A 22,489-nucleotide genomic window follows, 5' to 3' on the forward strand; every position below is an offset into this window, starting at 1 on the left:
AGGATCACGTCATGAACTTTGACGACACCCCGCAGGAAGCCGAATTCCGCAGCGTCGCCCGCGCCTGGATTGCGGCGAACGCGCCGAAACAATATGAGGAGGAGCTGCGCAAATCCTCGCTCGGCCGCACCCAGCTCAAGAACGCCAATATCCTCGACGTGGCAAAGGCCTGGCAGAAGAAGAAGGCTGACGCCGGGTGGGCCTGCCTGCATTGGCCCAAGGATTACGGCGGCCGCGGCTCATCGCCGATCGAGCGTGTGATCTGGCAGCAGGAAGAGGGGCCGTTCGGCCAACTGTCGCGCATGTTCATCATCGGCCACGGCATGTGCGGGCCGACCATGATGGCGTTCGCGCGCGAAGAGCATAAGCGGACCTACCTGCCGCCGCTCGCATCAGGCGAAAAGGTCTGGTGCCAGCTGTTCTCCGAGCCGGCCGGCGGCTCCGACGTTGCGGGCCTGCGCACGCGCGCGGAAAAGGACGGCGACGACTGGGTGATCAACGGCCAGAAGATCTGGACGTCGGGTGCGCATTATTCCGACTATGGCATCCTTCTGACCCGCACCGATCCCACCGTGCCCAAGCACAAGGGCCTCACCATGTTCTTCCTGGACATGAAGAGCTCGGGCGTCGAGGTGCGGCCGATCAAGCAGGCGAGCGGCGCCTCCGACTTCAACGAGGTCTATTTCACCAATGTTCGCATCCCCGACCACCAGCGTCTCGGCGAGGTCGGTGACGGCTGGAACGTCTCGCTGACCACGCTGATGAACGAGCGCAGCGCGATCGGCGCTGCCGTCTCGACCGGCTTCCCTGAGCTGTTCGAGTATTGCTCGAGCCTGATGCTCGATGATGGCCCGGCGATCGAAGACCGTGCAGTCCGCTCGAAGCTGGCAAACTGGGCGGTGAAGGCGAGCGGGCTCAAATACACCAGCATGCGCGCGATCTCGTCACTGTCGAAGGGCGAGCGGCCGGGTCCGGAAAACTCCATCGGCAAGCTTGTCGCGGGCTCGATGATCCAGGACGTCGCGACCTACGCGCTGGATTTGCAGGGCGCCGCCGGCGTGATTAGCGGCGAGGATGCCGAGCTCGCCGGCCGTTTCCAGGCGATGCTGCTGCGTGCGCCGGGCACCCGCGTCGAGGGCGGCACCGACGAGATCATGCGCAACATCATTGCCGAGCGAGTCTTGGGCCTGCCCGGCGATATCCGTGTCGACAAGGACGTGCCGTTCAACAAGATCCCGACGAAGGGAAGAGGGTAGAGGTCCGCCATGAATTTCGACGATACGCCGCAGGAAGCCGCATTCCGCGAGACCGCGCGCAAATGGGTTGCCTCCAACGCGCCGAAGGAATTCGAGCAAGAGCTGTCAAAATCTTCGCTGGGTCGGATCCGGCTCGCCAAGCACGACATCGTCGACGTCGGCAAGGCCTGGCAGAAGAAGAAGGCGGAAGGCGGCTGGGCCTGCCTGCACTGGCCGAAGGAATATGGCGGCCGTGGCGCCACGCCAATCGAGCGCGTGATCTGGCAGCAGGAGGAGGGCGTCTACGGCAAGCTGACGCAGCCGTTCCAGATCGGCGAGGGCATGTGCGGCCCGACCGTGATGGCCTGGGGCAGCGAAGACGCCAAGCGTCGTCATTTGCCGAAGCTTGCTTCGGGTGAAGAGATCTGGTGCCAGCTCTTCTCCGAACCGTCCGCCGGCTCTGACGTCGCAGGGCTCCGAACGCGCGCGGAGAAGAAGGGCGACAGCTGGGTCGTCAACGGCCAGAAGATCTGGACCTCGGGCGCGCATTATTCCGACTTCGGCCTCCTGATCGCGCGCACCGATCCGAATGTGCCCAAGCACAAGGGCCTCACCATGTTCTTCCTGGACATGAAGAGTCCGGGCGTCGAGGTGCGGCCGATCAAACAGGCCAACGGCATGCAGGAGTTCAACGAGGTCTATTTCACCGACGTCGTGATCCCCGACAGCCAGCGTCTCGGCGCCGTCGGCGAGGGCTGGAGCGTCTCGCTGACGACGCTGATGAACGAGCGCATGTCGATCGGCTCGCGGCTCGCGACCGGTGTCCCTGAAATGTTCGAGTTCTGCTCCAATTTGATGCTGGAGGACGGGCTCGCGATCGACGATCCGGCCGTGCGCTCGAAGCTTGCGAGCTGGGCGGTGAAGTCGAGCGGGCTGAAATACACCAGCTACCGCGCGATCTCGTCGCTATCCAAGGGCGAGCGGCCGGGTCCGGAAAACTCGATCGGCAAGCTGGTGTCGGGCATGATGCTCCAGGACATCGCGACCTACGCCATGGACCTCCAGGGCGCGGCCGGTGTTCTCACCGGCACGGACGAGGAGACGGCGCAGGGCCAGTTCCAGCAGATGCTGTTGTCCTCGCCCTCGATGCGCATCGCCGGCGGCACCGATGAGATCTTGCGCAACATCATCGCCGAACGCGTGCTGGGTCTGCCCGGCGATATTCGTGTCGACAAGGATGTGCCGTATAACAAGATTCCGACGAAGGGGCGGTGATGCCGCGCCTCGCTGCAGCTTGTAGGGTGGGCAAAGCGAAGCGTGCCCACCACATGCAGATGCTCCGGGGCACGTTTATTGGTGGGCACGGCGCTATGCGCCTTTGCCCACCCTACGAAGAGCGAGCTAGTTCATGGACGCATCAGTGAGTCAGAATAACCGCATCGGCGTGCTCGAAGAACTCCTCAACGAGCGCTACTCCGTACGCGCCTTCCTGCCGCAGCAGGTCGATCGCGCGACCATCGAGCATGTACTGACCACCGCGCAGCGCACAGCGTCATGGTGCAACAGCCAGCCCTGGCAAATCGTCATCGCCAGCGGCGAGGCCAAGGAGCGCTTCCGCAAGCTGATCTACAAGGAGGCCTCTAGCGGGCTCGGCGACGATTATGATTTCACCCCGCCGCGCGAATATCTCGGCGCCTATCTCGAGCGCCGTCGCGAGAGCGGCTTTCAGCTCTACAACACGCTCGGCATCGCTCGCGGCGACAGAAGCGCCTACGCAAAACAGGCGCTGGAGAACTACAATTTCTTCGGCGCCCCGCACGTGGCGATCATTCACACCAACGAGCCGCTCGGCATCTACGGTGCGATCGATTGCGGCGCCTATGTCTCGAATTTCATGCTGGCCGCGCAGGCGCTCGGGCTCGGCACCATTCCGCAGGCAGCACTCGCGCGTCACTCCGGCCTGATCCGCCGCCACTTCAATCTGCCCGACGATCGCCGCGTCGTCTGCGGCATCTCGTTCGGCTATGCCGACAACGCCCACAAGGTCAACAGCTACCGCACCTCGCGCGCGAGCGTCGCCGACACGGTGACGTTCGTCGAGGAGTGAGGTCGGCAAAACGTGCGAAGACGGCCGCGTAAACGGCCGCCTTCACAGCTGTCGTCTGGGTCCGATGACGGCCTGTCGCTATCCGCCGCTGCCGCCGATCACGGCGCGCACGGTCTCGTCGGGCCCGAAATCCTCGGCGCCGTCGACATAGAGCAGCGCGGCGAGCTTGGAGCGGGCGCGATTGACGCGGCTCTTGATGGTGCCGACCGCACAGCCGCAGATCGAGGCCGCGTCCTCATAGGAGAAGCCGGAGGCGCCAACCAGGATCAAGGCTTCGCGCTGGTCCTGCGGAAGCTTCTCGAGCGCGACGCGAAACTCTTCGAACTCGAGATGGGCGTTCTGCGAGGGCTGCGTCTTCAGCGTCTTGGCGTAGTTGCCCTCGGCATCCTCGACCTCGCGCCGCCGCTTGCGATAGTCGGAGCGGAACAGGTTGCGCAGGATCGTGAACAGCCACGCCGGCAGGTTGGAGCCGGGCTGGAACGAGTCGATGTTGGCGAGCGCGCGCAGCAGCGTCTCCTGCACCAGATCGTCGGCACGGTCGGCATTGCCGCTCAGTGAGATGGCGAACGCGCGCAGACTCGGCACGGACGCCAGGATGTCGTCACGCAAGGAGTTCGTGAGAGGCATTAATCCCTCCCATTGTTGTCGTTGGAGCCCCCAGCCCCATTCTCGCTCTGAGATCCGCCTCCCGGCGCATCCAGCTTCTTGATAAGTTCCGCGAACCGGTCTGGAACCCCCTGCCGCACGACATCGTCGTACATGGCGCGGAGCTGATGGCCGATCCGGGATTGGATCTCCGGAGTTAGCCCTCCCTTGCCGGGGGTCGTGCTTTTGCTGGCTTGAGACTTGAGATCTTTCATGACCTGTTCCACGTTTTCCCGAGTTAAGTGACTGCAAAATCGAGAAGTTTTCTCAACCGGGAGCCGTTCCCTGGATGAGTTCAATTCCAGGTTCGACAAAAAGTTCCCGGGTCGGGGGAACTTTTCTTATCCTGACGCGTATTCAGCTCCAGTAGGGGAACCCGGGCCTCCCCTCGCAGTTCCTGATTTTTAAAGTTTGGCCCGAAATGAATGGAGTGGGGATGTCCCGTTCGCAGCTTGTTGCTGAGCACTTGCCGTTGTTGCGCCGGTATGCGCGCGCCCTGACGGGCAACCAGGCCTCCGGTGACGCCTATGTCGCAGCCATGTTGGAAGCGATGCTTGGAGATCCCTCCGTGCTCGATGAGAGCCATGGACCGCGGGCCGGCCTGTTTCGATTGTTCACCCAGATCTGGAATTCGGTCTCCGTCAACGACGATGCCGAAGTGGCGACCTTGCCGATGCCGCCCGAGCGGCGGTTGTCGAACATCACGCCGCTGCCGCGGCAGGCGTTCCTGCTGCTTTCGCTCGAGGGATTTTCGGAAGAGGAAGTCGGCTACATCCTCGGCACCGACGTCGCCGAGACGCGTCGGTTTGCAGACACGGCCGGCCGCGAGATGGCGGCCGAGATCGCCACCGACGTGTTGATCATCGAGGACGAGACCTTCATCGCCATGGACCTCGAAAGCCTGGTGAAGAATCTCGGCCACAACGTCGTCGGCGTCGCGCGCACCCACGCCGATGCGGTGGCGCTCGCCAAGAACAGGCGGCCCGGCCTGATCCTCGCCGACATCCAGCTCGCCGACGGCTCGTCGGGCCTGGACGCCGTCAACGAGCTGCTGCGCACCTTCGAGGTGCCGGTGGTGTTCATCACCGCCTATCCGGAGCGCTTCCTCACCGGCGAACGCCCGGAGCCGGCCTTCCTGATCTCAAAGCCGTTCCAGCCCGCAATGGTGTCGGCGGTGGCGAGCCAGGCGCTGTTCTTCCAGCGTAACTCGCGCAACCGCACCCCCAAAGCACCCGCGGCGTAGCATTTGACTGATGGTGATTTGATCCGGCGTGCTGCAAGGCACGCCGGATTTTTCTTGGCCATTGCCAAGCTTGACGGCCATCGAATTCGCCGCTCATACCTCGTGCATCGCCTCAATTGGAGACATGCCCATGGACCAGCAACTCCTCGACCGTCTCGCCATCCGCGACCTCGTCGAGAACTGGGTGGTCTGGCGCGATGCCGGCGACTGGGAGCGGTTTGCGACCGTCTGGCACGAGGAAGGCTGGATGTCTGCCACCTGGTTTCAGGGGCCGGCGCGGGATTTCATCCGCGTCAGCCAGGAGGGCTTTGCCAAGGGCGTGCGCATCCTGCATTTCCTCGGTGGCACCAGCATCGATCTTTCCGGCGATCGCGCCATCGCCCAGACCAAGATGACCATCTCGCAGCGCGCGCCTGTGCAGGACGTGCTCTGCGACGTCGTCTGCACCGGACGCTTCTACGATTTTCTGGAGAAGCGGCTAGGCGCGTGGGGCATCGTCCGCCGCCAGCCGATCTACGAGAAGGACCGGATCGATCCCGTCGATCCCGCCGCGACACTCCGCCTCGATCAGAAAGCGCTGGCCGCGTTGCCCGAGGGCTACCGGCACCTCGCCTACATCCAGGAATTGATCGGCTACAAGGTCAAGCGCGACATGCCGGGCCTGACCGGGCCTGAGGTCGAGAAGCTCTATGGCGAGGGGCGGGAGTGGCTGGCGAAGTGAACCCCAGACAAAAGTAAGGCGCGACTGGCATCACCACAGTCGCGCCCTACGTCGCCGGCTTATGGGGCAGGGGGGAATAGCCGGCTGTCGGAATGACTCCTGGACGCGGGAGTCGTTCCCGGTGGTTGCAAATTTTTTGCGGGGCATGCGATCTTTTTCGCACACGGTTAAGTGATCTTAACTCTTGAGAACTCCCGGTCCTCTGCATGCGTTGTTCCCGCAATCGCCAATGGGGCGAGGGGTCGACAGTCATGTCACAGATTCACAAAGCATTTTTGGGTGCCGTCGCGGTTGCCGCAACGCTTGGCGCAGTGCAGCTGGCCTTTGGCCATGATCTTTCCGACCGCTGGCAGGCGGTTCCCGACAAGCCTGGCCATGTCGTCAATCGTTCCGGCAAGGCCGATCGGCTCGCCGACTTCAAGCAGGCGGCGGTTCCGACCCGGACCGTGTCGATGCGGCTGAACGATCTCGCCGCGACGTCAGTGCTGCTGCGGGTCCCCGCGGTCATCGAAACTGGCAACGCCAAGCCCCCGATCGCCCTTCAGAACCAGCAGAAGCAGGGTCGCAACAAGCCGACGATTGCCTGCGAGCCGATGGTCAGCTCCCTGACCGAGGTCGCAAAGCTGCTCCAGCCCGGCCGTTGCGTGACCTGATCCGCATTTCGGAGCCAAGTCGGAGCCAAGTGAGACCGCTTCTCCCGCAAGCGGGGAGCAGACGGTGCTTCACATCCTCTTGATCCCCCATCCCATCGCGTTATATCCCGGGTTCCTCCCTTTCGTTTTGACCGGGTAAACGCATGACGACGTCAGATACGGCTGCCCATACGCAGCCCTTCCAGGCCGAAGTTTCCGAACTGCTGCACCTGATGGTGCACTCCGTCTATTCGGAGACCGACATCTTCCTGCGCGAGCTTATCTCCAACGCCTCGGACGCCTGCGACAAATTGCGCTACGAGGCGATCGCCAATCCGGCCCTGCTGGGCGAGGGCGACGCGCTCAAGATCCGCATCATCCCGAACAAGACGGCCACGACGCTCACGATCGCCGACAACGGCATCGGCATGGAGCGGCAGGAGCTGATCGACCATCTCGGCACCATCGCCCGCTCCGGCACCAAGGCGTTTGTGTCGAAGCTGAAGGAGGCCAAGGACGGCCTCGGCCTGATCGGCCAGTTCGGCGTCGGCTTCTATTCCGCCTTCATGGTCGCCGAGAAGATCGTCGTGGTCAGCCGTCGCGCTGGCGAGAGCGACGTCTGGACCTGGAGCTCCCAAGGCGGCTCCGGCTTCGAGATCGCGCGCGCGAGCGATGAGGAAGCGGCGCGCGTGGCCCGCGGCACCGAGATTGTCCTGCACCTGAAGGACGACGCCAAGAAATATCTGGAGACCTACGAGATCGAGCGCGTCGTCGGCGCCTATTCCGACAACATCCTCTTTCCCATCGAGCTCGTGCCGGAAGAGGGCGAGCCGCGCCAGATCAATTCGGCGAGTGCGCTGTGGCAGCGCTCGAAATCCGACCTCACGGCGGAGGACTACAAGAAGGCCTATCAGCAGATTGCGTCCGCCTTCGACGATCCCGCGATGACGCTGCACTACCGTGCCGAGGGCCGCTACTCCTACGCCGTGCTGCTGTTCGCGCCGTCGACAAAACCGTTCGACCTGTTCGAGCCCTCGCGCAAGGGCCGCGTCAAGCTCTATGTCCGGCGCGTCTTCATCACCGATGATGCCGATCTGTTGCCGGGCTATCTGCGCTTCATCCGCGGCGTGGTCGACAGCGAGGATCTCCCGCTCAACATCTCGCGCGAGATGCTCCAGAACAATCCGCAGCTCGCGCAGATCCGCAAAGCCGTGGCAACCCGCGTCGTCAACGAGCTCGAAAGCCTCGCCGAGAAGGACGCGGAGAATTTTGCCAAGATCTGGGATGCCTTCGGCGCAGTGCTGAAGGAAGGTATCTACGAGGATTTCGAGCGCCGCGAAAAGCTGCTCGCTTTGTCGCGCTTCACCACCACGACGGGCGAGAAGCGGTCACTCAAGGACGTCATCGCCGATTTCAAGCCGAACCAGACCGAGATCTATTATCTCGTCGGCGACAGCATCGAGCGGCTGAAGTCCAGTCCGCGGCTGGAGGCCGCCACTGCGCGCGGCATCGAAGTGCTGCTGCTGTCCGATCCCGTCGACGCGTTCTGGACCTCGATGCCGACGGATTTCGAAGGCAAGCCGCTGAAGTCGCTGAGCCAGGGCGATCTCAATCTCGACCTGATCCCGCGCGTCGACGAGACCGACGGCGCGAAGAAGGACGAGCCGGAGGCGGACGAGGCCGCGACGATTGCCGTGATCAAGGCCGCGCTCGGCGAGCGCGTCAGCGACGTCAAGGCGTCGACCCGCCTCACCAGCTCCGCTTCCTGCCTCGTCGCCGACAGCCAGGGCCCGAGCCGCGAGCTCGAGCGCATCCTGGCGCAGCAGAACCGCGGCATGCGCACCAAGCCGATCTTGGAGATCAATTTGCGCCACCCGCTGGTCACCGCGATCACCAAGGCGCAGGCCGGCTCGAAGACGGTCGACGACCTCAGCCTGCTCCTGCTCGAACAGGCGCAGATTCTGGATGGCGAGTTGCCGGAAGATCCGGCTGCCTTTGCGTCAAGGCTGAACCGGCTGGTGCTGGCGGGGCTCGGCGGCTAGCGCCGCGGTGCAATGCACTCACCTTGCCGTCATCCGTCTCCAGGAACAGTCGCCTCCGCCCTGGTGTTATGCCAAAGGAAGCCGTCGGCATCAGAGCCGCCGGCGCCACCGATTCGAGGATGTCTCCATGCGTTTGCCGATCCTGACCCTCACCGCGATTGCCACGCTATTCGTTGCCGCGCCGGCCGGTGCCCAAACCTATGATCCGCGCTATCCGGTGTGCATGCATATCTTCGGGCCCGGCGGCTTCGGCGGTGGCGGCGACTATTTCGATTGCTCCTTCACCTCGCTGCCGCAGTGCCAGGCCTCGGCATCGGGCCGCTCTGCAAGCTGCGACGTTAATCCCTACTACGCCTTCAACGAACCGCCGCCGCCGCGCCGGCACCACAAGAAGGTGCACTAGCGATCCGTGATGTCGCGCGCAGGGATATTTTCATGCGCCACTCATTCGGCCTGATCGTGACCGTCGGTGCATTGCTCGCGGCGGCGCCGTCACATGCGCAGACTTTCGATCCCCGTTATCCCGTCTGCATGCACGTCTATTCCGGCGCGAGCGGCGGCGGTGGCGAGTGGTATGACTGCTCCTTCACATCGCTGCCGCAGTGTCACGCCACGGCCGCAGGCCGCGCCGCGAGCTGCGATCTCAATCCCTATTATCCCGTGAATGCACCGCCGCCGCGCTGGCATCACAAGAGAAGCGGTTAGCCAAGGCCATTTGTGGCCGCGGCGCCAGCAGCGCGCGCGGCGAGGTAGCCCTGCATATGTTGCAAGGACAGCTCCGGCCCGAGATGTGAGAGCTCAGTCGCGACCGCCTCGGCGGCGTGGGTGGCAGGACCCGTCACGCGCACGAACATGTCGCGCTCGTAGCTGCTGACCCCCACGCGCCAGTCGTCGTGCTCGATGAGAAGCCGGCCGAGCTCTGCGCCATCGAGCATCGCCATGTTGACGCCGTCACCACCGAAGGGCGACATGACATGCGCGGCGTCGCCGAGCAGCGTCAGCCCGGTCCGATTTGGCCAATGATGGCCGACCGGCAGCGCATGGATCGAGCGCGCGGCCAGCGAGTCGTTGCTGGCGCGAATGATGTCGAGCAGGTCCGGCGCCCATCCCTCAAACTCGGCGATGAGCCGCGTGCGGACCGCATATGGTGACGTGAAATCGAATGTTCTCGCAGCCCAGTCTGCTGGGACGCGGAATATGGCGTAGCCGCGGAGATGGGCGTTGGCATTCCGCTGCACGATCATGCCGCGCCCGTCGCCCTCCGCTCCGAGCTTGCCGCGCCCGACCAGCGCGGCGAGCGCGGGGTGGTTCGTGTCCGCATCATCGATGCCAAATTCGATGAAAGTGATGCCCGTGTATTGCGGTTCGTAAGCCGACACCAGCGAACGCACGCGCGACCAGGTGCCATCGGCTCCGACCACGAGGTCGAATGGCCCCTCAGTCGTGGTCTCGAACTGGAGTGTGAACGTGCCGTCGCTTGCAGGACGTACCTCGCGCAGAGCGTGACCCCAGCGGACAGCACCGCCCGGCAGGGATGCGAGCAAAATCTCCCTGAGCGCGGTGCGATCGACCTCGGGCCGGTCGGAATCGGTCGCGTCGTCGTCGGCGAACAGCAGCGTGCCATGCTTGTCATAGAGCCGGCTGCCTTGATCCTCGTAGCGGGCGATGCGGCGAAATTCCGCCTCGAGACCGGCGCGCTTCAGCGCGAGCTGGCCATCTTCAGCGTGCAGGTCGAGCGTACCGCCCTGCGGCCGCTCCAGCGCATGCGCCTCCTTTTCGAAGACGGAGGCGGCAATGCCGGCGCAATGGAGGATGCGGGCGAGCGTCAGGCCGCCGGGACCTGCGCCGATGATGGCGATACGGGGACGCGGGACCATGGACGGACTCCTCAGAATCAATTACATAGGTCCCTATATATTAAATATAGGTGCCTATGCAATGGTGGATTTGAAGAAGGGGGCCGCGGCCGCAGTGGCGGCTGACGAGCCGGGCGCCGTACCTGACCATGAATGGGAATTGTTCAACACGCCGGCGCCGCTCATCAACATGGCGTCGCGTGGACTGATGCGCCTCGCCGAGCGCCGCCTGAAGCCATTCGGTGCCAGCGCCGGCCAGCTTCCGGTCTTCTATTTGCTGCGCGACGGCGGTGCGATGTCGCAGCGGGACCTGGCCCGGCTGGCGCGGATCGAGCAGCCCTCGATGGCGCAGACGCTTGCGCGCATGGAGCGCGATGGCCTGATCCGCCGCGTGCCTGATCCCAAGGACGGCCGCAGCAGCCTGATCTCGCTGACAAAGAAAGCGCTGACGAAGGCGCCGGCGTTGCGCGAGGCGCTGCATGCCGGCCGTGCCGAACTGGTCGAGGGTTTCAGCGAAGCGGAAATCGCGACGCTGTGCGATCTCTTGCGGCGTCTTAACCGCAATCTGGACCGCGGGGTTATCAGGGAGATTGCCGAATAGCAGCTGCCATGGCGATGCCCGCCGCTACTCCTTCTTGATCCCCGACAGCTCCACCACCTTGCGCCAGCGATCTGTTTCCGCAGTCAGCATGCCGCCGAATTCGTTGGCATTGCCGTGCAGCGGGATCGCGCCGAGCTCCGCGATGCGGGCCCTGATCTCGGTGTCGGAGAGCCCCGTGTCGATCTCGCGATTGAGCAGGTCGACGATCTCGCGCGGTGTGTCGCGCGGGGCGCCGACGCCGTAGAATGATGAAGTCTCGTAGCCGGTGAGCGTCTCTGCGATCGGCGGTACGTCAGGCAAGATCTCCGACCGCTCGCGCGTGGTGACGCCGAGCGCGCGCAGCTTGCCGGCGCGTACCAGCTCGAAGGACGAGGTGACGTTGTCGAACATGCCCTGGATCTGGCCGCTCATCACATCGGTCAATCCCGGCGCCGAGCCGCGATAGGGTACGTGGGTGAACTGCACGCCGGCCATCGACTTGAACAGCTCGCCGGAGAGATGCAGCGAGGTGCCGATGCCCGAGGAGGCGATCGACATCTTGCCGGGATTGGCCTTGGCGTAGGCGATGAAATCGGCGACGCTCTTCACCGGTAGGTCGTTGTTGACGACCAGCACCAACGGGATGCGCGCGACGCCGGCGACCGGTGCGATGCCCTTGGCGAAATCATAAGGCAGCGCCGGATCGAACGAGGCATTGATGGCATTCGCGGTCGATGTCAGCAGCAGCGTGTAGCCGTCGGGTGCCGATGTGATCACAGCCTGCGTGCCGATATTGCTGCCGGCGCCCGGCTTGTTCTCGACAATGAAGGTCTGGCCGAGCCGGTCGGACAGGCGCTGGCAGATCAGTCGCGACAGCACGTCGGTGGCGCCGCCCGGCGCATAGGGCACCACCCACTTCACGCTGCGCGACGGATAGGACGGGTTGCTCACCGCAAAGGCACGCGGCGCGCCGAGCGCGGCTGCGGCGCAGGCTGTGGTCTGAAGGAAACGTCGCTTGGTGATCATTGTGGCCTCCAGTTCATCTCTCGCGGGGAGAGGGACACGTGAAGCGCGCCCGAATGACTGGATTTGCTATCGCAAGAATCGCGCCAAGCCGCATGCTGTTCCCGTCGGCTTGGTAAAGGATGATCGCAGTTAATCGAGAGCTAACCGAGTTTTACCTTGTCTCTTAACATCTGGGCAGGGCGCGGGGGCTAAGCTTGCGGGAACCAGCAGATACCGCCCGAAAGAATGAACGGCATGACCACCGGCGTCATCGAGCAACCCAGAGCCGCGCGCGCGCCATCGGCTTCAAAGATTTGGCTGAAGGCGATCGAGCTCACGGCGCGGATCGAGACGCTGCCGGGCCGGTTGTTTGCCGACGTCGTCGACGATTGGGCGCGGCGCCAGCCCGACCGCGTCGCGCTGGTCATGGACGACGCAAGTCTCGACTATGACGGTCTGTCGAAGCGCATCAACCGCTATGCGCGCTGGGCGCGCTCGGTCGGCGTTGCCAAGGGCGACACCGTCGGCCTGGTCATGCCGAACGGCATCGATTATGTCGCGGCATGGCTCGGCATCAGCCGCGTCGGCGGCGTGGTCGCGCTGATCAATACGAAACTCGTGGGGCAATCGCTCGCCCATTGTATCGATGTCGCAAAGCCTTCGCATATCATTGTCGCGCATGAGCTGACGGAGATGCTCGAGAGCGCAACGCCGCATCTCGCGACGGAAGCAAAGGTCTGGACCCACGGCGATGCCCGCAGCGAGCGCGCGATTGATGTCGCACTCGCCGCGCTCGACGATGGTCCGCTCTCGCCGGACGAGCATGGCGATGTCACGATCGATGACCGCGCGCTGCTGATCTATACGTCCGGCACCACAGGCCTGCCGAAGGCCGCCAGCATCAGCCACCGCCGCATCCTCAATTGGGGTTTTTGGTTCGCCGGCCTCACCGGCGCTTCGCCGCAGGACCGGCTCTATGACTGCCTGCCGCTGTTCCATTCGGTTGGCGGCATCGTCGCGCCATGCAGCATGCTCGCGGCCGGTGGTTCGGTGGTGATCGCCGAAAAATTCTCGACCTCGAATTTCTGGTCTGACATCGTGCGGCACGACTGCACCCTGTTCCAGTATATCGGCGAGCTCTGCCGCTATTTATTGAAGGCACCGCCGTCGGAATACGAGAACCGCCACCGCCTGCGGCTCGCCTGCGGCAACGGCCTGCGCGGCGACATCTGGGAAGATTTCCAGGGGCGCTTTGCCATTCCCCGCATCCTCGAATTCTATGCCGCGACCGAAGGCAATTTCTCGCTGTTCAATGTCGAGGGCCAGCCGGGTGCGATCGGCCGCATTCCGCCGCTGCTCGCGCATCGCTTCCCTGCAAGTCTCGTGAGCCTCGATCCCGACAGCGGTGCGCCGCTGCGCAATGCGGAAGGCTTTTGCATCGCCTGTGCGCGTGGCGAGGCGGGCGAAGCCATCGGCCGTATCGGCACCGCCGACCAGGGCGGTGGCCGTTTCGAGGGCTACACCGATGCCGGTGAAACCGAGAAGAAAGTCCTGCGCGACGTCTTCGCCAAGGGCGATGCCTGGTTCCGCACCGGCGATCTGATGCGGCTCGACGACAAGGGCTTTTTCCATTTCGTCGATCGCATCGGTGATACTTTTCGCTGGAAGGGCGAGAATGTCGCGACCTCCGAGGTCAACGATGCTGTGCGCGACTTCACCGGCGTGATCGACGCCACCAACTACGGCGTCAGCATCCCCGGCACCGACGGCCGCGCCGGCATGAGCGCGATCGTGGTGAACGAGGGTTTTGATATCGCAGCACTGCCCGCGCATCTGGCACAGCGCCTGCCGGCCTATGCTCGCCCGGTCTTCATCCGTATCTCCCGCGAGCTCGATGCCACCGAGACCTTCAAGCAGAAGAAGGGGGAACTCGCGCGCGAGGGGTTTGATCCGGCCGCGACAAGCGATCCGCTGTTCATGGCTGAGCCGAAGTCCGGCGCCTATGTTGCGCTCGATTCAGAGGCGTATCTGGAGATTATTGACGGCACGATCCGGCTGTAACCGCGGCAAAATCCGGAGATAGGTCCAATTTTATCTGAATTGTCCAAGAAGCCATTTACTTCTGTCCGGTAAACAAGCGGCCATGGGAGGCGGTCATCAAGAGCCGCCGTAACACGAACGATCGATAACAGAAGCGAGCCAGCCATGTCGGTAAGGTCTAAGGTTATTGAAGCGATCCAGCAGATCGCCAAAGAGCAGCACGTCACGCTTCCCGCACTCTCGGACGATCTGTCGCTGCACGAGACGGGCTTCGACTCGCTCGCCTTCGCGATCCTGGTTGCGCGCCTCGAGGACGAGACCGGCGTCGACCCCTTCACCATTTCCGAGGACGCAGCGTTCCCCGCCACCGTGGGCGATTTCGTGCGGGCCTACGAAAATGTCCCCGCGTGAAATCTTTGCGCTTCGTGACCATCTCGGCGCGGAGCTGACGGGCCGCACCCTGTCGGATGCGCACGATGTCATGTCGCTGACCGACATCCTGGCGCAGACGGTCCTGGGTGGCCGCCTGCGCGAGCTGTCCGGCCGCGCCGTATTGCTGAAGCTGTCGGACCAGCTCCGGTCGGGCCTTGCCATGATCGAGCTCGACGGTATTGCCCGCCGCATGCTGCTATGTCCGCCGGATCTCAATCCCGCGCATCTGGACGCGCTGATCGCGGACGCCGGGATCGATGCTGTCGTCACCGACGAGCCCGATCGCTGGGCCGAGACCGGCGTGTCGCTGGTCGTCACCGCACAATTGCCACTGGTCTCAACCGCTCCCGTGCAGACCGAGCGTGCCACCGAATGGCTGATGCTGACCTCGGGCACCTCGGGCGTGCCGAAAATTGCCGGCCATACGCTGGAAGCGCTGACCGGCGCGATCGTCGCCGAAGGCCCCGCGCGCGGGCCCGCGCCGGTATGGGCGACGTTCTATGACATCCGCCGCTATGGCGGCCTCCAGATATTCCTCCGTGCCATTCTCTCGGGCGGTTCGATGGTGCTGTCGGACCCGCATGAAGTGCTCGCCGATCATGTCGCACGGCTGAACGCGCGCGGTGTCTCGCACATCTCCGGCACGCCCTCGCACTGGCGCAAGCTCCTGATGAGCGGTTCGGCGGCGAAATTCGCGCCGGGTTACGTCCGTCTCTCCGGCGAGATCGCTGACCAGGCCGTGCTCGATGGTCTGAAGGCTGCGTTTCCGAACGCCTCCGTCGGTCATGCCTATGCCTCGACCGAGGCGGGCGTCGGATTCGCCGTCAATGACGGGCTGGAAGGCTTTCCGGAAAACTATCTCGGCAATCGCAACGGCGTGGAGATGAAGGTCGTCGACGGTTCGCTCCGCATCCGCTCCAACCGTACCGCGCATGCCTATATCGGCCGCGACGCGACTGCGCTCACCGACGGTGACGGCTTCGTCGACAGCGGCGACATGGTCGAGCTGCGCGGCGACCGCTATCATTTCGTCGGCCGCCGCGGCGGCATCATCAATATCGGCGGGCTGAAGGTTCATCCCGAGGAGATCGAGGCCGCGATCAACCGTCATCCCGACGTGCGGATGTCGCGGGCCAAATCGCGGAAGAGCCCGATCACCGGTGGCATCGTCGTCGCCGACGTGATCCTCGCCGACGGTACCGACCCAGCGCGAGCCAAGGAGATCCGCGATCAGATCCTGGATCAGTGCCGCGCGCAGCTCGCCTCCCACAAGGTGCCGGCGGTGATCCGCTTCGTCGAGGCGCTCGACGTCACCCCGGCCGGAAAACTGGCGCGCACCGATGCATAATGTTCTCGTCACCGGCGGCAGCCGCGGCATTGGGCTCGCGATCGGCAAGCGCCTGGTTGGCGCCGGCTACAACGTGATCGCCGCCGCGCGCCGCGAGAGCGAAGAGCTCCGCGCTGCGATCGGTGAGTCCGAAGGCCGCCTGCATTTCCGCGCCTGCGACCTCGCCGTGATCGACGCGATCCCAGCCTACGCAAAACTCGTGCGCGACGAATTCGGTGCGATCTACGGCCTCGTTAATAATGCCGGCCTCGGCACCGAAGGCCTGCTCGCCACCATGCACAATTCCGAGATCGAGGCGCTGGTGCAGCTCAACGTGCTGTCGCCGATCATTCTCACCAAATATGTCGCGCGTCAGATGATGGCGGATGGTGCCGGTCGCATCATCAACATCTCCTCGATCATCGCGACGACGGGCTATAACGGCCTGTCCGTCTACGGCGCGACCAAGGCCGCCGCCACCGGCTTCACGCGCTCGCTCGCGCGCGAGGTCGGCAAGCTCGGCATCACCGTGAATGCGATCGCGCCTGGTTTCATCGACACCGAGCTCACGCACAATCTGTCCGACGAGGCTCGCAAGCGCATCGCCGGCCGCAGCGCGTTGCGCCGACTGCCGGAGACCGACGACGTCGCGCGCATGGTGGAATATCTGCTCGGCGAGGGCGGGCGCAATGTGACCGGCACGGTGTTCACGATCGACGCGGGCAACACGGCGTAAGGCGGAACCCCTCCGCCACAATTGAGTTGATCCGGCTCAATGACATCGCGCCCGATTTGGTCGTAAGATACGCCGCAATCGATTGTGTTACGTCAATCGATCTGCCCTAATAGAGAGGGAGCAGTCCATGGCCGCGTCGAACATGACCGCTTCGAGCCAAGGCCGGGCATCTACCGAGCAATCCCGCGCGAAGCCGGCCGACGTCCGCTGTCCGCCGATGTCGCATCAGAATTCCGGCGACCACGGCCACGAAATGTATCCGCAGCAATTTGTGCGACTGGTGGGCTGTCACAACGTGCCCGCGGACACATCGCGCAAGCGCGAGGACGAGAAGCTGCACTAGCGCACGCTCCCGGACATTGCTGGCGAAAAATGCTGGGTCGGCTGGCCCTCGCCGGCATCTTGTTGTCATCCCCCATTTCGGCCAATGATACGCCGTTGTTCGGGTGAGCCGGCAGGCGAACCCAGATCGATCCCGCCCCGTATCTGATCTCGTGCAAGAGCTGACCGGATCCTGCGATGACAGCCGCATCCTTTTATGGCGCCATCCCCGTCTTCCGCGGCTTTACCAGCCTGATGGAGCCCGCGCTTTACTCGCCGCTGCCGGACGACTGGAGCATCGGTGTCGCCGACATCGTCGATTCCACCAAGGCGATCGCGGCGCAGCGCTACAAGGCGGTCAACATGGCGGGTGCGGCCGTGATCGCGGCGGTCACCAATGCGCTGGACGGGCGGGAATTCCCCTTCGTGTTCGGCGGTGACGGCGCGAGTTTTGCGGTCGCGCCTGATGATCTCGAACGCGCCCGCGAAGCGTTGGCTGCGACCGCGACCTGGGTGCGCGAGGATCTCGATCTGAGGATGCGCGTCGCGCTGGTGCCGGTGAGCGCCATCCGCGCGCAGGGTTTTGACGTACGCGTTGCGCGCTTCGGTCCGTCGGCGAACCTGTCCTATGCGATGTTCTCCGGCGGTGGGCTGAACTGGGCCGACGCCGCGATGAAGCGCGGCGAGTTCGCCATCACTGAAGCGCCCGCCGGCACGCAGCCGGATCTCTCGGGCCTGTCCTGCCGGTTCGAGGTGATCCCGGCCTCGCGCGGACTGATCCTGTCGGTGTTGGTGATGCCGGCGCGCGGCACTGATCCGCCGGCGTTCCGAAAGGTGATCGAGGACATTATCCAACTGGTCGAGCGCAGCCCGGACGGCGGCCGCCCGGTGCCGCCGCAGGGGCCGCCGCTGAAATGGCCGCCGCAGGGACTGGATTACGAGGCGCGGGCAACGCGCGGAGGATCATTGTTCAAGCGTCGCGCCGGCGTGCTCGCCTACACGTTTTTTGCTTATCTCCTCATGCGCTTCGACATCAAGGTCGGAGGCTTCGTGCCGAAGGTCTACAAGCGGCAGGTGGTGGAGAATTCCGACTTCCGCAAATATGACGACGGCCTGCGGATGATCCTCGACTGTACGCCGGAGCTCGCGCGTGACCTGAGCGATCGTCTGGCGGCTGCCGCACGCGACGGCATCGTGCGCTACGGCCTCTACCAGCAGGATGCGGCGATGATGACCTGCTTCACGCCTTCGGCGCTGCGCAGCGATCACGTGCACTTCATCGACGGTGCGCGGGGCGGCTATGCCTCGGCGGCGACGGCGCTGAAGGCGATGCCGGCTGACGCGAATTAGCGTCCGGCCCGCGTCCAGGTCTCGCCGCCGCAGAGCGCGCCGACGCAGCCTTCGACCCGCAACGTTTCCGCGCCGGTGACCGTGACGCTGCTCGCATAATTGCTGCCGTCATCCGCATTGTAGATCTGGCCCGACCATTTGTTGGGTGCTGCGGGCTGCATGCCGCTGAACAGCGGCAAGCCGATCATCGCGCGCTTGGCGAGCGCGGGATTGGGATTCTTGCTGTCGGTTGCGGGCTGGCCGGTCGCGGTGTCGTAGGGCTCCCGCAGCCAGACGATGACGCCGCAGATGCCGCCGCCGCATTTGCTGATCTTGACGCGCGCATCGCCCGCCTGGGTCAGCCATGTCCCACTTGCATCGGCGCTTTGCGCATGCGCGGCAGTCGCGCCAAGCAGCGCAGCCAGGAGCACGGTGAGAGTGGCAAGTCTGAATGTCATGGGAAGAGCCTTGGAATGGAGGCGCCTCCATAGCAGCAAATCAGGATAGTTCAACGCCTGATGGAATCACATTCCTGCGCTCATTTGCCTCAGCGGAAATGATGGGCCTCACCAGGGCAGGCCGCATAGGTCGATGGTGCCGAGCGTCGGCGCGCGGACGATGTCGAACACGTAGGGCGCCATATGGGTGAAGTGCACGCGGCCCTCCGGCTGCTCGCAATAGACCTCGCCGGTGAAGGCGCGCCATTTGCGGGCCTCGTAGAACGCGACATTGTGCGGCTCGCAGAACAGGAGCGCAAAGCGAACCGCCTCGTTGGCGCGCATCGTATGCACCGCCGCGTCGATCGCCATGGTCGCATAGCCGCGATTGCGGCGATCCTCGCGCGTGCAAACGCCGCCGATGCCGCCGGCATGGACCTTCTGTCCATTCCAGGTGATGGTGCGGAAGTAGATGCCGACGTGGCAGACCAGGCCGTCCTCGGGCGTCTCGATCAGCACGCGGAGATCGGCATTGGCCCATTTGACGTGCCCCCAGGGCAGCTTCTCGACGATCTGCGGTCCCCAGACCGCCTGATGCAGCGGCGCGGCGATCGGCCACGAGGCGTCGCCGTTCAAAATGTCGATTTCGATGCTCATGGCTTTCGCAGCTCTGCTCCGTAACGCATTCGTTCTGCCATAAGCGCTTCAAAGGCAATGATATTTTTCGAGGACTTGAAAGTTGTGCAATCAGGCATGCCGCCGCATCAGGCCTTTTCGCAAATTGGCGGTATTTAACGGCGACGGAACCTTCTATAAGGGGTGACCGTTAGAACGTTCCCCATCAGTTGCGGACAACAACCCATGACATTCACGCTGCCCCCACTTCCTTACGCCTATGACGCCCTCGGGCAATTCATGTCGAAGGAAACGCTGGAATTCCACCACGACAAGCACCATCAGGCCTATGTCACCAACGGCAACAACGCGCTCAAGGGGACCGAATGGGAAGGTAAATCCCTTGAGGAGATCGTCACGGGCTCGTTCGGCAAGAACCCCGCGGTGTTCAACAATGCCGGCCAGCATTACAACCACATCCACTTCTGGAGCTGGATGAAGCCCAATGGCGGCGGCACCAAGCTGCCGGGCAAGCTCGAGAAGAAGATCAACGAAGACCTCGGCGGCTTCGAGAAGTTCAAGACCGATTTCCAGGCGGCTGGCGTCGGTCAGTTCGGCGCCGGCTGGGCCTGGCTCCAGGTCAAGAACGGCAAGCTCGAGATCGCCAAGACCCCGAACGGCGAGAATCCGCTGGTGCACGGCGCCACTCCGATCCTCGGCGTGGACGTCTGGGAGCACTCCTACTACATCGACTATCGCAACCGCCGCCCCGACTATCTGAAGGCGTTCGTCGAGAACCTCGTGAACTGGGAATACGTCGAGTCCCTGTTCGACAAGGTCTGATTACCTCGTCATTCCGGGTTCGGTCTTCGAGCTGCCCCGGAATGACAGACAAGGGCGGTCGCATTCGCGGCCGCCTTTTTGCTGTGCGAACCAGCCCTGCGCCGTGCGCGCACCGGCCTGTGATCGTTCCGTTTGCATCGCCTGGGCGGCGCCCTTAATCAGGATGGGCATCCCACCCGGTCGATCCACACCCATTGTCAGAACTTTCCCCGAAAAATCCGGCGCCTGCCGAGGACGCGGAGTCCGAGCCGCGGCCGGGGCGTGTGCGCAAGCCGATCGGTTGGTCGACCATCATGATCGCGGTGCTGGTGGCGGTGAGCGCAGCGCTGGTCTGGCGGCGTGACGGCACCGGCGGCGTTCTCGACATTCTCACCCACGACCTCTCGCTGTTCGGCGGCATCCTGCCGCGCGTGCTCGCCGGCTGCCTGCTCGGCGCCTTCATTTCGGAAATCCTGCCGCACGAAAGGGTCTCGCGCTCGCTCGGGCCGAAATCCGGGCTGAAGGGCCTTTTGATCGGCACGGCCTTCGGGGCGATCCTGCCGGGCGGTCCCTTCACCGCCTATCCGGTAGCGAGCGCGCTGCTCGCAGTCGGCGCCGATTTCGGCGCCACCATCGCCATGGTCGTGAGCTGGACCCTGATCGGCTATGGCCGGGCGGTGGCCTGGGAACTCCCGATCATGGGCACCGACTTCACGCTATGGCGGATCGTGATCTCGCTGCCGCAGCCGGTGCTGGCCGGCGCGCTCGGCCGCTTCGTCTATGTCCGGATCTATCCGAAGCCGGCCACGAAGGACGACGAGAATTGAGCGCCGCGCTTCTCATCGACATTTTGCTGTGGGGCTCGGTGTTCGGCGTCGGCCTGATCGCCTTCCGCCGCGGCCCTCCGGTGTTCAAGGCCTCGCTGCGCGAGGGCTCGATGGACTTCATCAACATCGTGCCGCGGATTGCGCTCGGCGTGATCGGCTCCGGCTATATCGCCGCCATCATCCCGCAGGAGGTGATCACCGGCTGGCTCGGCCCGGACAGCGGCTGGCTTGGGGTGGCGACAGCGGTGGTCGCCGGCGCCGCAACGCCTGGCGGGCCCGTGATCGGCTTTTCCATCGGCACGGTGGCGCTGAAGTCGGGCGGGGGCGTGCCGCAGGTGGTCGCCTATGTCGTCGCCTGGGCCCTGTTTGCCTTCCAGCGGGTGATCTTGTGGGAAATCCCGTTCATGCCGGCCCGTTTCGTCTGGTTCCGCTGCGCCGTCTCAGTGCCGTTCCCGTTCGTGGCCGCCGCCATCGCAATGGTGATCGGCAAGCCCTGAGCGGGTCGTGGACAGGCGTAATGTTATAATATAACATTCCGAGATGGTTCCCGCCGCGTCCCAAGCTCATCATCACGACCATGACCAATCCCATGTTCATGCCCACGGGCATTCGCATGGGCATGACCACAGCCACGCCCATGTCCATGATGCGAGGTCGCCGCATCCGGCCCAGGCGGCGCCCTGGTCGATCCTGCGCATGACCGTGGCCTCGCGCCTCTCGGCCGCTGTGGCCGTCTGTGCCGTGCTCTGGGCGGTGGTGTGGCTGGCGATGAGGTGATCATGGCGGCCGTGCACTTCCACAACGTCACACTCGGCTACGACCGCCACCCGGCCGTGCACCATCTCAACGGCGAGGTCGCCTCCGGTGCGCTGGTCGCCGTGATCGGCCCGAACGGCGCCGGCAAGTCGACGCTGCTGCGCGGCATCGTCGGCATCCTCAAGCCGCTCGACGGCAGCATCCATCTCGGCGGGCTCGACTCTCGCGACATCGCCTATCTGCCGCAGAGCGCCGAGATCGACCGCAGCTTCCCGATCTCGGTGTTCGATTTCGTCGCGACCGGGCTGTGGCGCGCCACCGGCCTGTTCGGCGGCATTGGTAAGCCGGCGCGCGAAAAAATCCTGCATACGATCGCGGCCGTGGGCCTCAACGGCTTCGAGAACCGTCCGATCGGCACGCTCTCGGGCGGCCAGATGCAGCGCGTGCTGTTCGCGCGTGTGCTGCTCCAGGACGCGAGGCTCATCGTGCTGGACGAGCCCTTCAATGCCATCGACAGCAAGACCACGGCCGATCTACTTGCGCTAGTGAAACACTGGCACGGTGAGGGCCGCACCGTGCTGGCCGCGCTGCATGACATGGAGATGGTGCGCAATCACTTTGCCGAGACCTTGGTCCTGGCGCGTGGCCCCGTGGCCTGGGGGCCAACGGCGGAGGTGCTCACGCCGGAAAACCTGCTGGTCGCGATGCGGATGTGCGAGGCGTTCGACGATAGCGCAGCCGCCTGCGCGGCCGATGATGCCCGCTCGCGGGCGGCGTGACA

General features: G+C 64.3%; 27 protein-coding genes. 21 read left to right on the forward strand and 6 right to left on the reverse strand.

Annotated elements, in window-relative coordinates; all coding sequences use genetic code 11:
• The first annotated feature begins 11 nt into the window (after positions 1–11).
• The 3 genes from UB31_RS14205 to UB31_RS14215 all read left to right on the forward strand — a co-directional run bounded on the left by UB31_RS14205 (position 12) and on the right by UB31_RS14215 (position 3,342).
• Positions 12–1,256, forward strand: a complete 1,245-nt coding sequence (locus UB31_RS14205; protein ID WP_045011257.1) for an acyl-CoA dehydrogenase — start codon at positions 12–14, stop codon at positions 1,254–1,256.
• Positions 1,257–1,265: 9 nt separating this feature from the next.
• Complete coding sequence (locus UB31_RS14210) at positions 1,266–2,510, forward strand: acyl-CoA dehydrogenase (RefSeq protein WP_045011258.1); 1,245 nt, start codon at positions 1,266–1,268, stop codon at positions 2,508–2,510.
• A gap of 133 nt (positions 2,511–2,643) precedes the next feature.
• On the forward strand, positions 2,644–3,342 hold the full coding sequence (locus tag UB31_RS14215; protein ID WP_045011259.1) for a nitroreductase: 699 nt from the start codon (positions 2,644–2,646) through the stop codon (positions 3,340–3,342).
• Positions 3,343–3,420: 78 nt separating this feature from the next.
• Here UB31_RS14215 and UB31_RS14220 read toward each other — a convergent pair whose 3' ends face one another.
• Together UB31_RS14220 and UB31_RS14225 are read right to left on the reverse strand one after the other, a co-directional pair.
• Entirely contained in the window at positions 3,421–3,969 is a 549-nt protein-coding gene (locus UB31_RS14220) for a sigma-70 family RNA polymerase sigma factor (protein WP_082078523.1), read from the reverse strand.
• Positions 3,969–4,202, reverse strand: a complete 234-nt coding sequence (locus tag UB31_RS14225) for a NepR family anti-sigma factor (protein ID WP_045011260.1) — start codon at positions 4,200–4,202, stop codon at positions 3,969–3,971. Before UB31_RS14225 ends, UB31_RS14220 begins: the two co-directional genes overlap by 1 nt.
• A gap of 221 nt (positions 4,203–4,423) precedes the next feature.
• Here UB31_RS14225 and UB31_RS14230 point away from each other — a divergent pair, with 221 nt between their 5' ends.
• From UB31_RS14230 to UB31_RS14255, 6 genes are all read left to right on the forward strand, one after another.
• Positions 4,424–5,230, forward strand: a complete 807-nt coding sequence (locus tag UB31_RS14230; RefSeq protein WP_045004092.1) for a response regulator — start codon at positions 4,424–4,426, stop codon at positions 5,228–5,230.
• A gap of 130 nt (positions 5,231–5,360) precedes the next feature.
• Positions 5,361–5,951, forward strand: coding sequence for a nuclear transport factor 2 family protein (locus tag UB31_RS14235; RefSeq protein ID WP_045011261.1), 591 nt, complete (start codon positions 5,361–5,363; stop codon positions 5,949–5,951).
• 251 nt (positions 5,952–6,202) lie between these two features.
• Positions 6,203–6,604, forward strand: coding sequence for a hypothetical protein (locus UB31_RS14240; RefSeq protein WP_045004088.1), 402 nt, complete (start codon positions 6,203–6,205; stop codon positions 6,602–6,604).
• A gap of 143 nt (positions 6,605–6,747) precedes the next feature.
• Positions 6,748–8,625, forward strand: coding sequence for a molecular chaperone HtpG (gene htpG, locus UB31_RS14245; protein WP_045011262.1), 1,878 nt, complete (start codon positions 6,748–6,750; stop codon positions 8,623–8,625).
• 127 nt (positions 8,626–8,752) lie between these two features.
• Positions 8,753–9,028, forward strand: a complete 276-nt coding sequence (locus UB31_RS14250; RefSeq protein WP_045011263.1) for a DUF3551 domain-containing protein — start codon at positions 8,753–8,755, stop codon at positions 9,026–9,028.
• Between the two features lie 32 nt (positions 9,029–9,060).
• Complete coding sequence (locus UB31_RS14255; protein WP_045011264.1) at positions 9,061–9,330, forward strand: DUF3551 domain-containing protein; 270 nt, start codon at positions 9,061–9,063, stop codon at positions 9,328–9,330.
• Here UB31_RS14255 and UB31_RS14260 read toward each other — a convergent pair.
• Positions 9,327–10,502 carry an FAD-dependent oxidoreductase gene (locus UB31_RS14260; protein ID WP_045011265.1) on the reverse strand — a complete coding sequence of 392 codons (1,176 nt, stop codon included), beginning with the start codon at positions 10,500–10,502 and terminating at the stop codon, positions 9,327–9,329. The genes UB31_RS14255 and UB31_RS14260 overlap by 4 nt on opposite strands.
• Before the next feature lie 169 nt (positions 10,503–10,671).
• On the opposite strand from UB31_RS14260, the gene UB31_RS14265 reads away from it, so the two are divergent.
• Complete coding sequence (locus tag UB31_RS14265; protein ID WP_045011433.1) at positions 10,672–11,082, forward strand: MarR family winged helix-turn-helix transcriptional regulator; 411 nt, start codon at positions 10,672–10,674, stop codon at positions 11,080–11,082.
• A gap of 24 nt (positions 11,083–11,106) precedes the next feature.
• Here UB31_RS14265 and UB31_RS14270 read toward each other — a convergent pair whose 3' ends face one another.
• Positions 11,107–12,087, reverse strand: coding sequence for a Bug family tripartite tricarboxylate transporter substrate binding protein (locus UB31_RS14270; RefSeq protein ID WP_045011266.1), 981 nt, complete (start codon positions 12,085–12,087; stop codon positions 11,107–11,109).
• 225 nt (positions 12,088–12,312) lie between these two features.
• Between UB31_RS14270 and UB31_RS14275 the strand changes: the two genes are divergently transcribed.
• The 6 genes from UB31_RS14275 to UB31_RS14300 all read left to right on the forward strand — a co-directional run bounded on the left by UB31_RS14275 (position 12,313) and on the right by UB31_RS14300 (position 18,272).
• Positions 12,313–14,127 carry a long-chain-acyl-CoA synthetase gene (locus tag UB31_RS14275; protein ID WP_045011267.1) on the forward strand — a complete coding sequence of 605 codons (1,815 nt, stop codon included), beginning with the start codon at positions 12,313–12,315 and terminating at the stop codon, positions 14,125–14,127.
• Between the two features lie 144 nt (positions 14,128–14,271).
• A complete protein-coding gene (locus tag UB31_RS14280) occupies positions 14,272–14,517 on the forward strand; it encodes an acyl carrier protein (protein ID WP_015688794.1) in 246 nt (81 codons plus the stop codon).
• Positions 14,504–15,886 (forward strand): class I adenylate-forming enzyme family protein, encoded by a 1,383-nt coding sequence (locus tag UB31_RS14285; protein ID WP_045011268.1) that lies wholly within the window; start codon positions 14,504–14,506, stop codon positions 15,884–15,886. Before UB31_RS14280 ends, UB31_RS14285 begins: the two co-directional genes overlap by 14 nt.
• Positions 15,879–16,601 (forward strand): SDR family NAD(P)-dependent oxidoreductase, encoded by a 723-nt coding sequence (locus UB31_RS14290; RefSeq protein WP_045004080.1) that lies wholly within the window; start codon positions 15,879–15,881, stop codon positions 16,599–16,601. The genes UB31_RS14285 and UB31_RS14290 overlap by 8 nt, the downstream gene beginning before the upstream one ends.
• A 127-nt stretch (positions 16,602–16,728) precedes the next feature.
• Positions 16,729–16,944, forward strand: coding sequence for a hypothetical protein (locus UB31_RS14295; RefSeq protein ID WP_156175337.1), 216 nt, complete (start codon positions 16,729–16,731; stop codon positions 16,942–16,944).
• Positions 16,945–17,120: 176 nt separating this feature from the next.
• A complete protein-coding gene (locus tag UB31_RS14300) occupies positions 17,121–18,272 on the forward strand; it encodes a DUF3095 domain-containing protein (protein WP_045011269.1) in 1,152 nt (383 codons plus the stop codon).
• On the opposite strand, the gene UB31_RS14305 is transcribed toward UB31_RS14300, so the two are convergent.
• Positions 18,269–18,709: a DUF2147 domain-containing protein gene (locus tag UB31_RS14305; protein ID WP_045011270.1), complete on the reverse strand. Its 441-nt coding sequence runs from the start codon at positions 18,707–18,709 to the stop codon at positions 18,269–18,271. The two genes, UB31_RS14300 and UB31_RS14305, sit on opposite strands and share 4 nt — an antisense overlap.
• A gap of 108 nt (positions 18,710–18,817) precedes the next feature.
• Complete coding sequence (locus UB31_RS14310) at positions 18,818–19,345, reverse strand: GNAT family N-acetyltransferase (protein ID WP_045011271.1); 528 nt, start codon at positions 19,343–19,345, stop codon at positions 18,818–18,820.
• Between the two features lie 204 nt (positions 19,346–19,549).
• Between UB31_RS14310 and UB31_RS14315 the strand changes: the two genes are divergently transcribed.
• The 5 genes from UB31_RS14315 to UB31_RS14340 all read left to right on the forward strand — a co-directional run bounded on the left by UB31_RS14315 (position 19,550) and on the right by UB31_RS14340 (position 22,487).
• Positions 19,550–20,146 carry a superoxide dismutase gene (locus tag UB31_RS14315; protein ID WP_045011272.1) on the forward strand — a complete coding sequence of 199 codons (597 nt, stop codon included), beginning with the start codon at positions 19,550–19,552 and terminating at the stop codon, positions 20,144–20,146.
• 194 nt (positions 20,147–20,340) lie between these two features.
• Positions 20,341–20,952: a permease gene (locus UB31_RS14325; protein WP_045011274.1), complete on the forward strand. Its 612-nt coding sequence runs from the start codon at positions 20,341–20,343 to the stop codon at positions 20,950–20,952.
• Positions 20,949–21,449, forward strand: a complete 501-nt coding sequence (locus UB31_RS14330; protein ID WP_008138982.1) for a hypothetical protein — start codon at positions 20,949–20,951, stop codon at positions 21,447–21,449. Before UB31_RS14325 ends, UB31_RS14330 begins: the two co-directional genes overlap by 4 nt.
• 43 nt (positions 21,450–21,492) lie before the next feature.
• On the forward strand, positions 21,493–21,729 hold the full coding sequence (locus UB31_RS42560; RefSeq protein ID WP_045011275.1) for a hypothetical protein: 237 nt from the start codon (positions 21,493–21,495) through the stop codon (positions 21,727–21,729).
• 2 nt (positions 21,730–21,731) lie between these two features.
• Positions 21,732–22,487 carry a metal ABC transporter ATP-binding protein gene (locus UB31_RS14340; RefSeq protein WP_045011276.1) on the forward strand — a complete coding sequence of 252 codons (756 nt, stop codon included), beginning with the start codon at positions 21,732–21,734 and terminating at the stop codon, positions 22,485–22,487.
• Positions 22,488–22,489: the final 2 nt, after the last annotated feature.

Origin of the sequence: Bradyrhizobium sp. LTSP849 (assembly GCF_000938255.1) — a bacterium.
Taxonomy (GTDB): Bacteria; Pseudomonadota; Alphaproteobacteria; order Rhizobiales; family Xanthobacteraceae; genus Bradyrhizobium.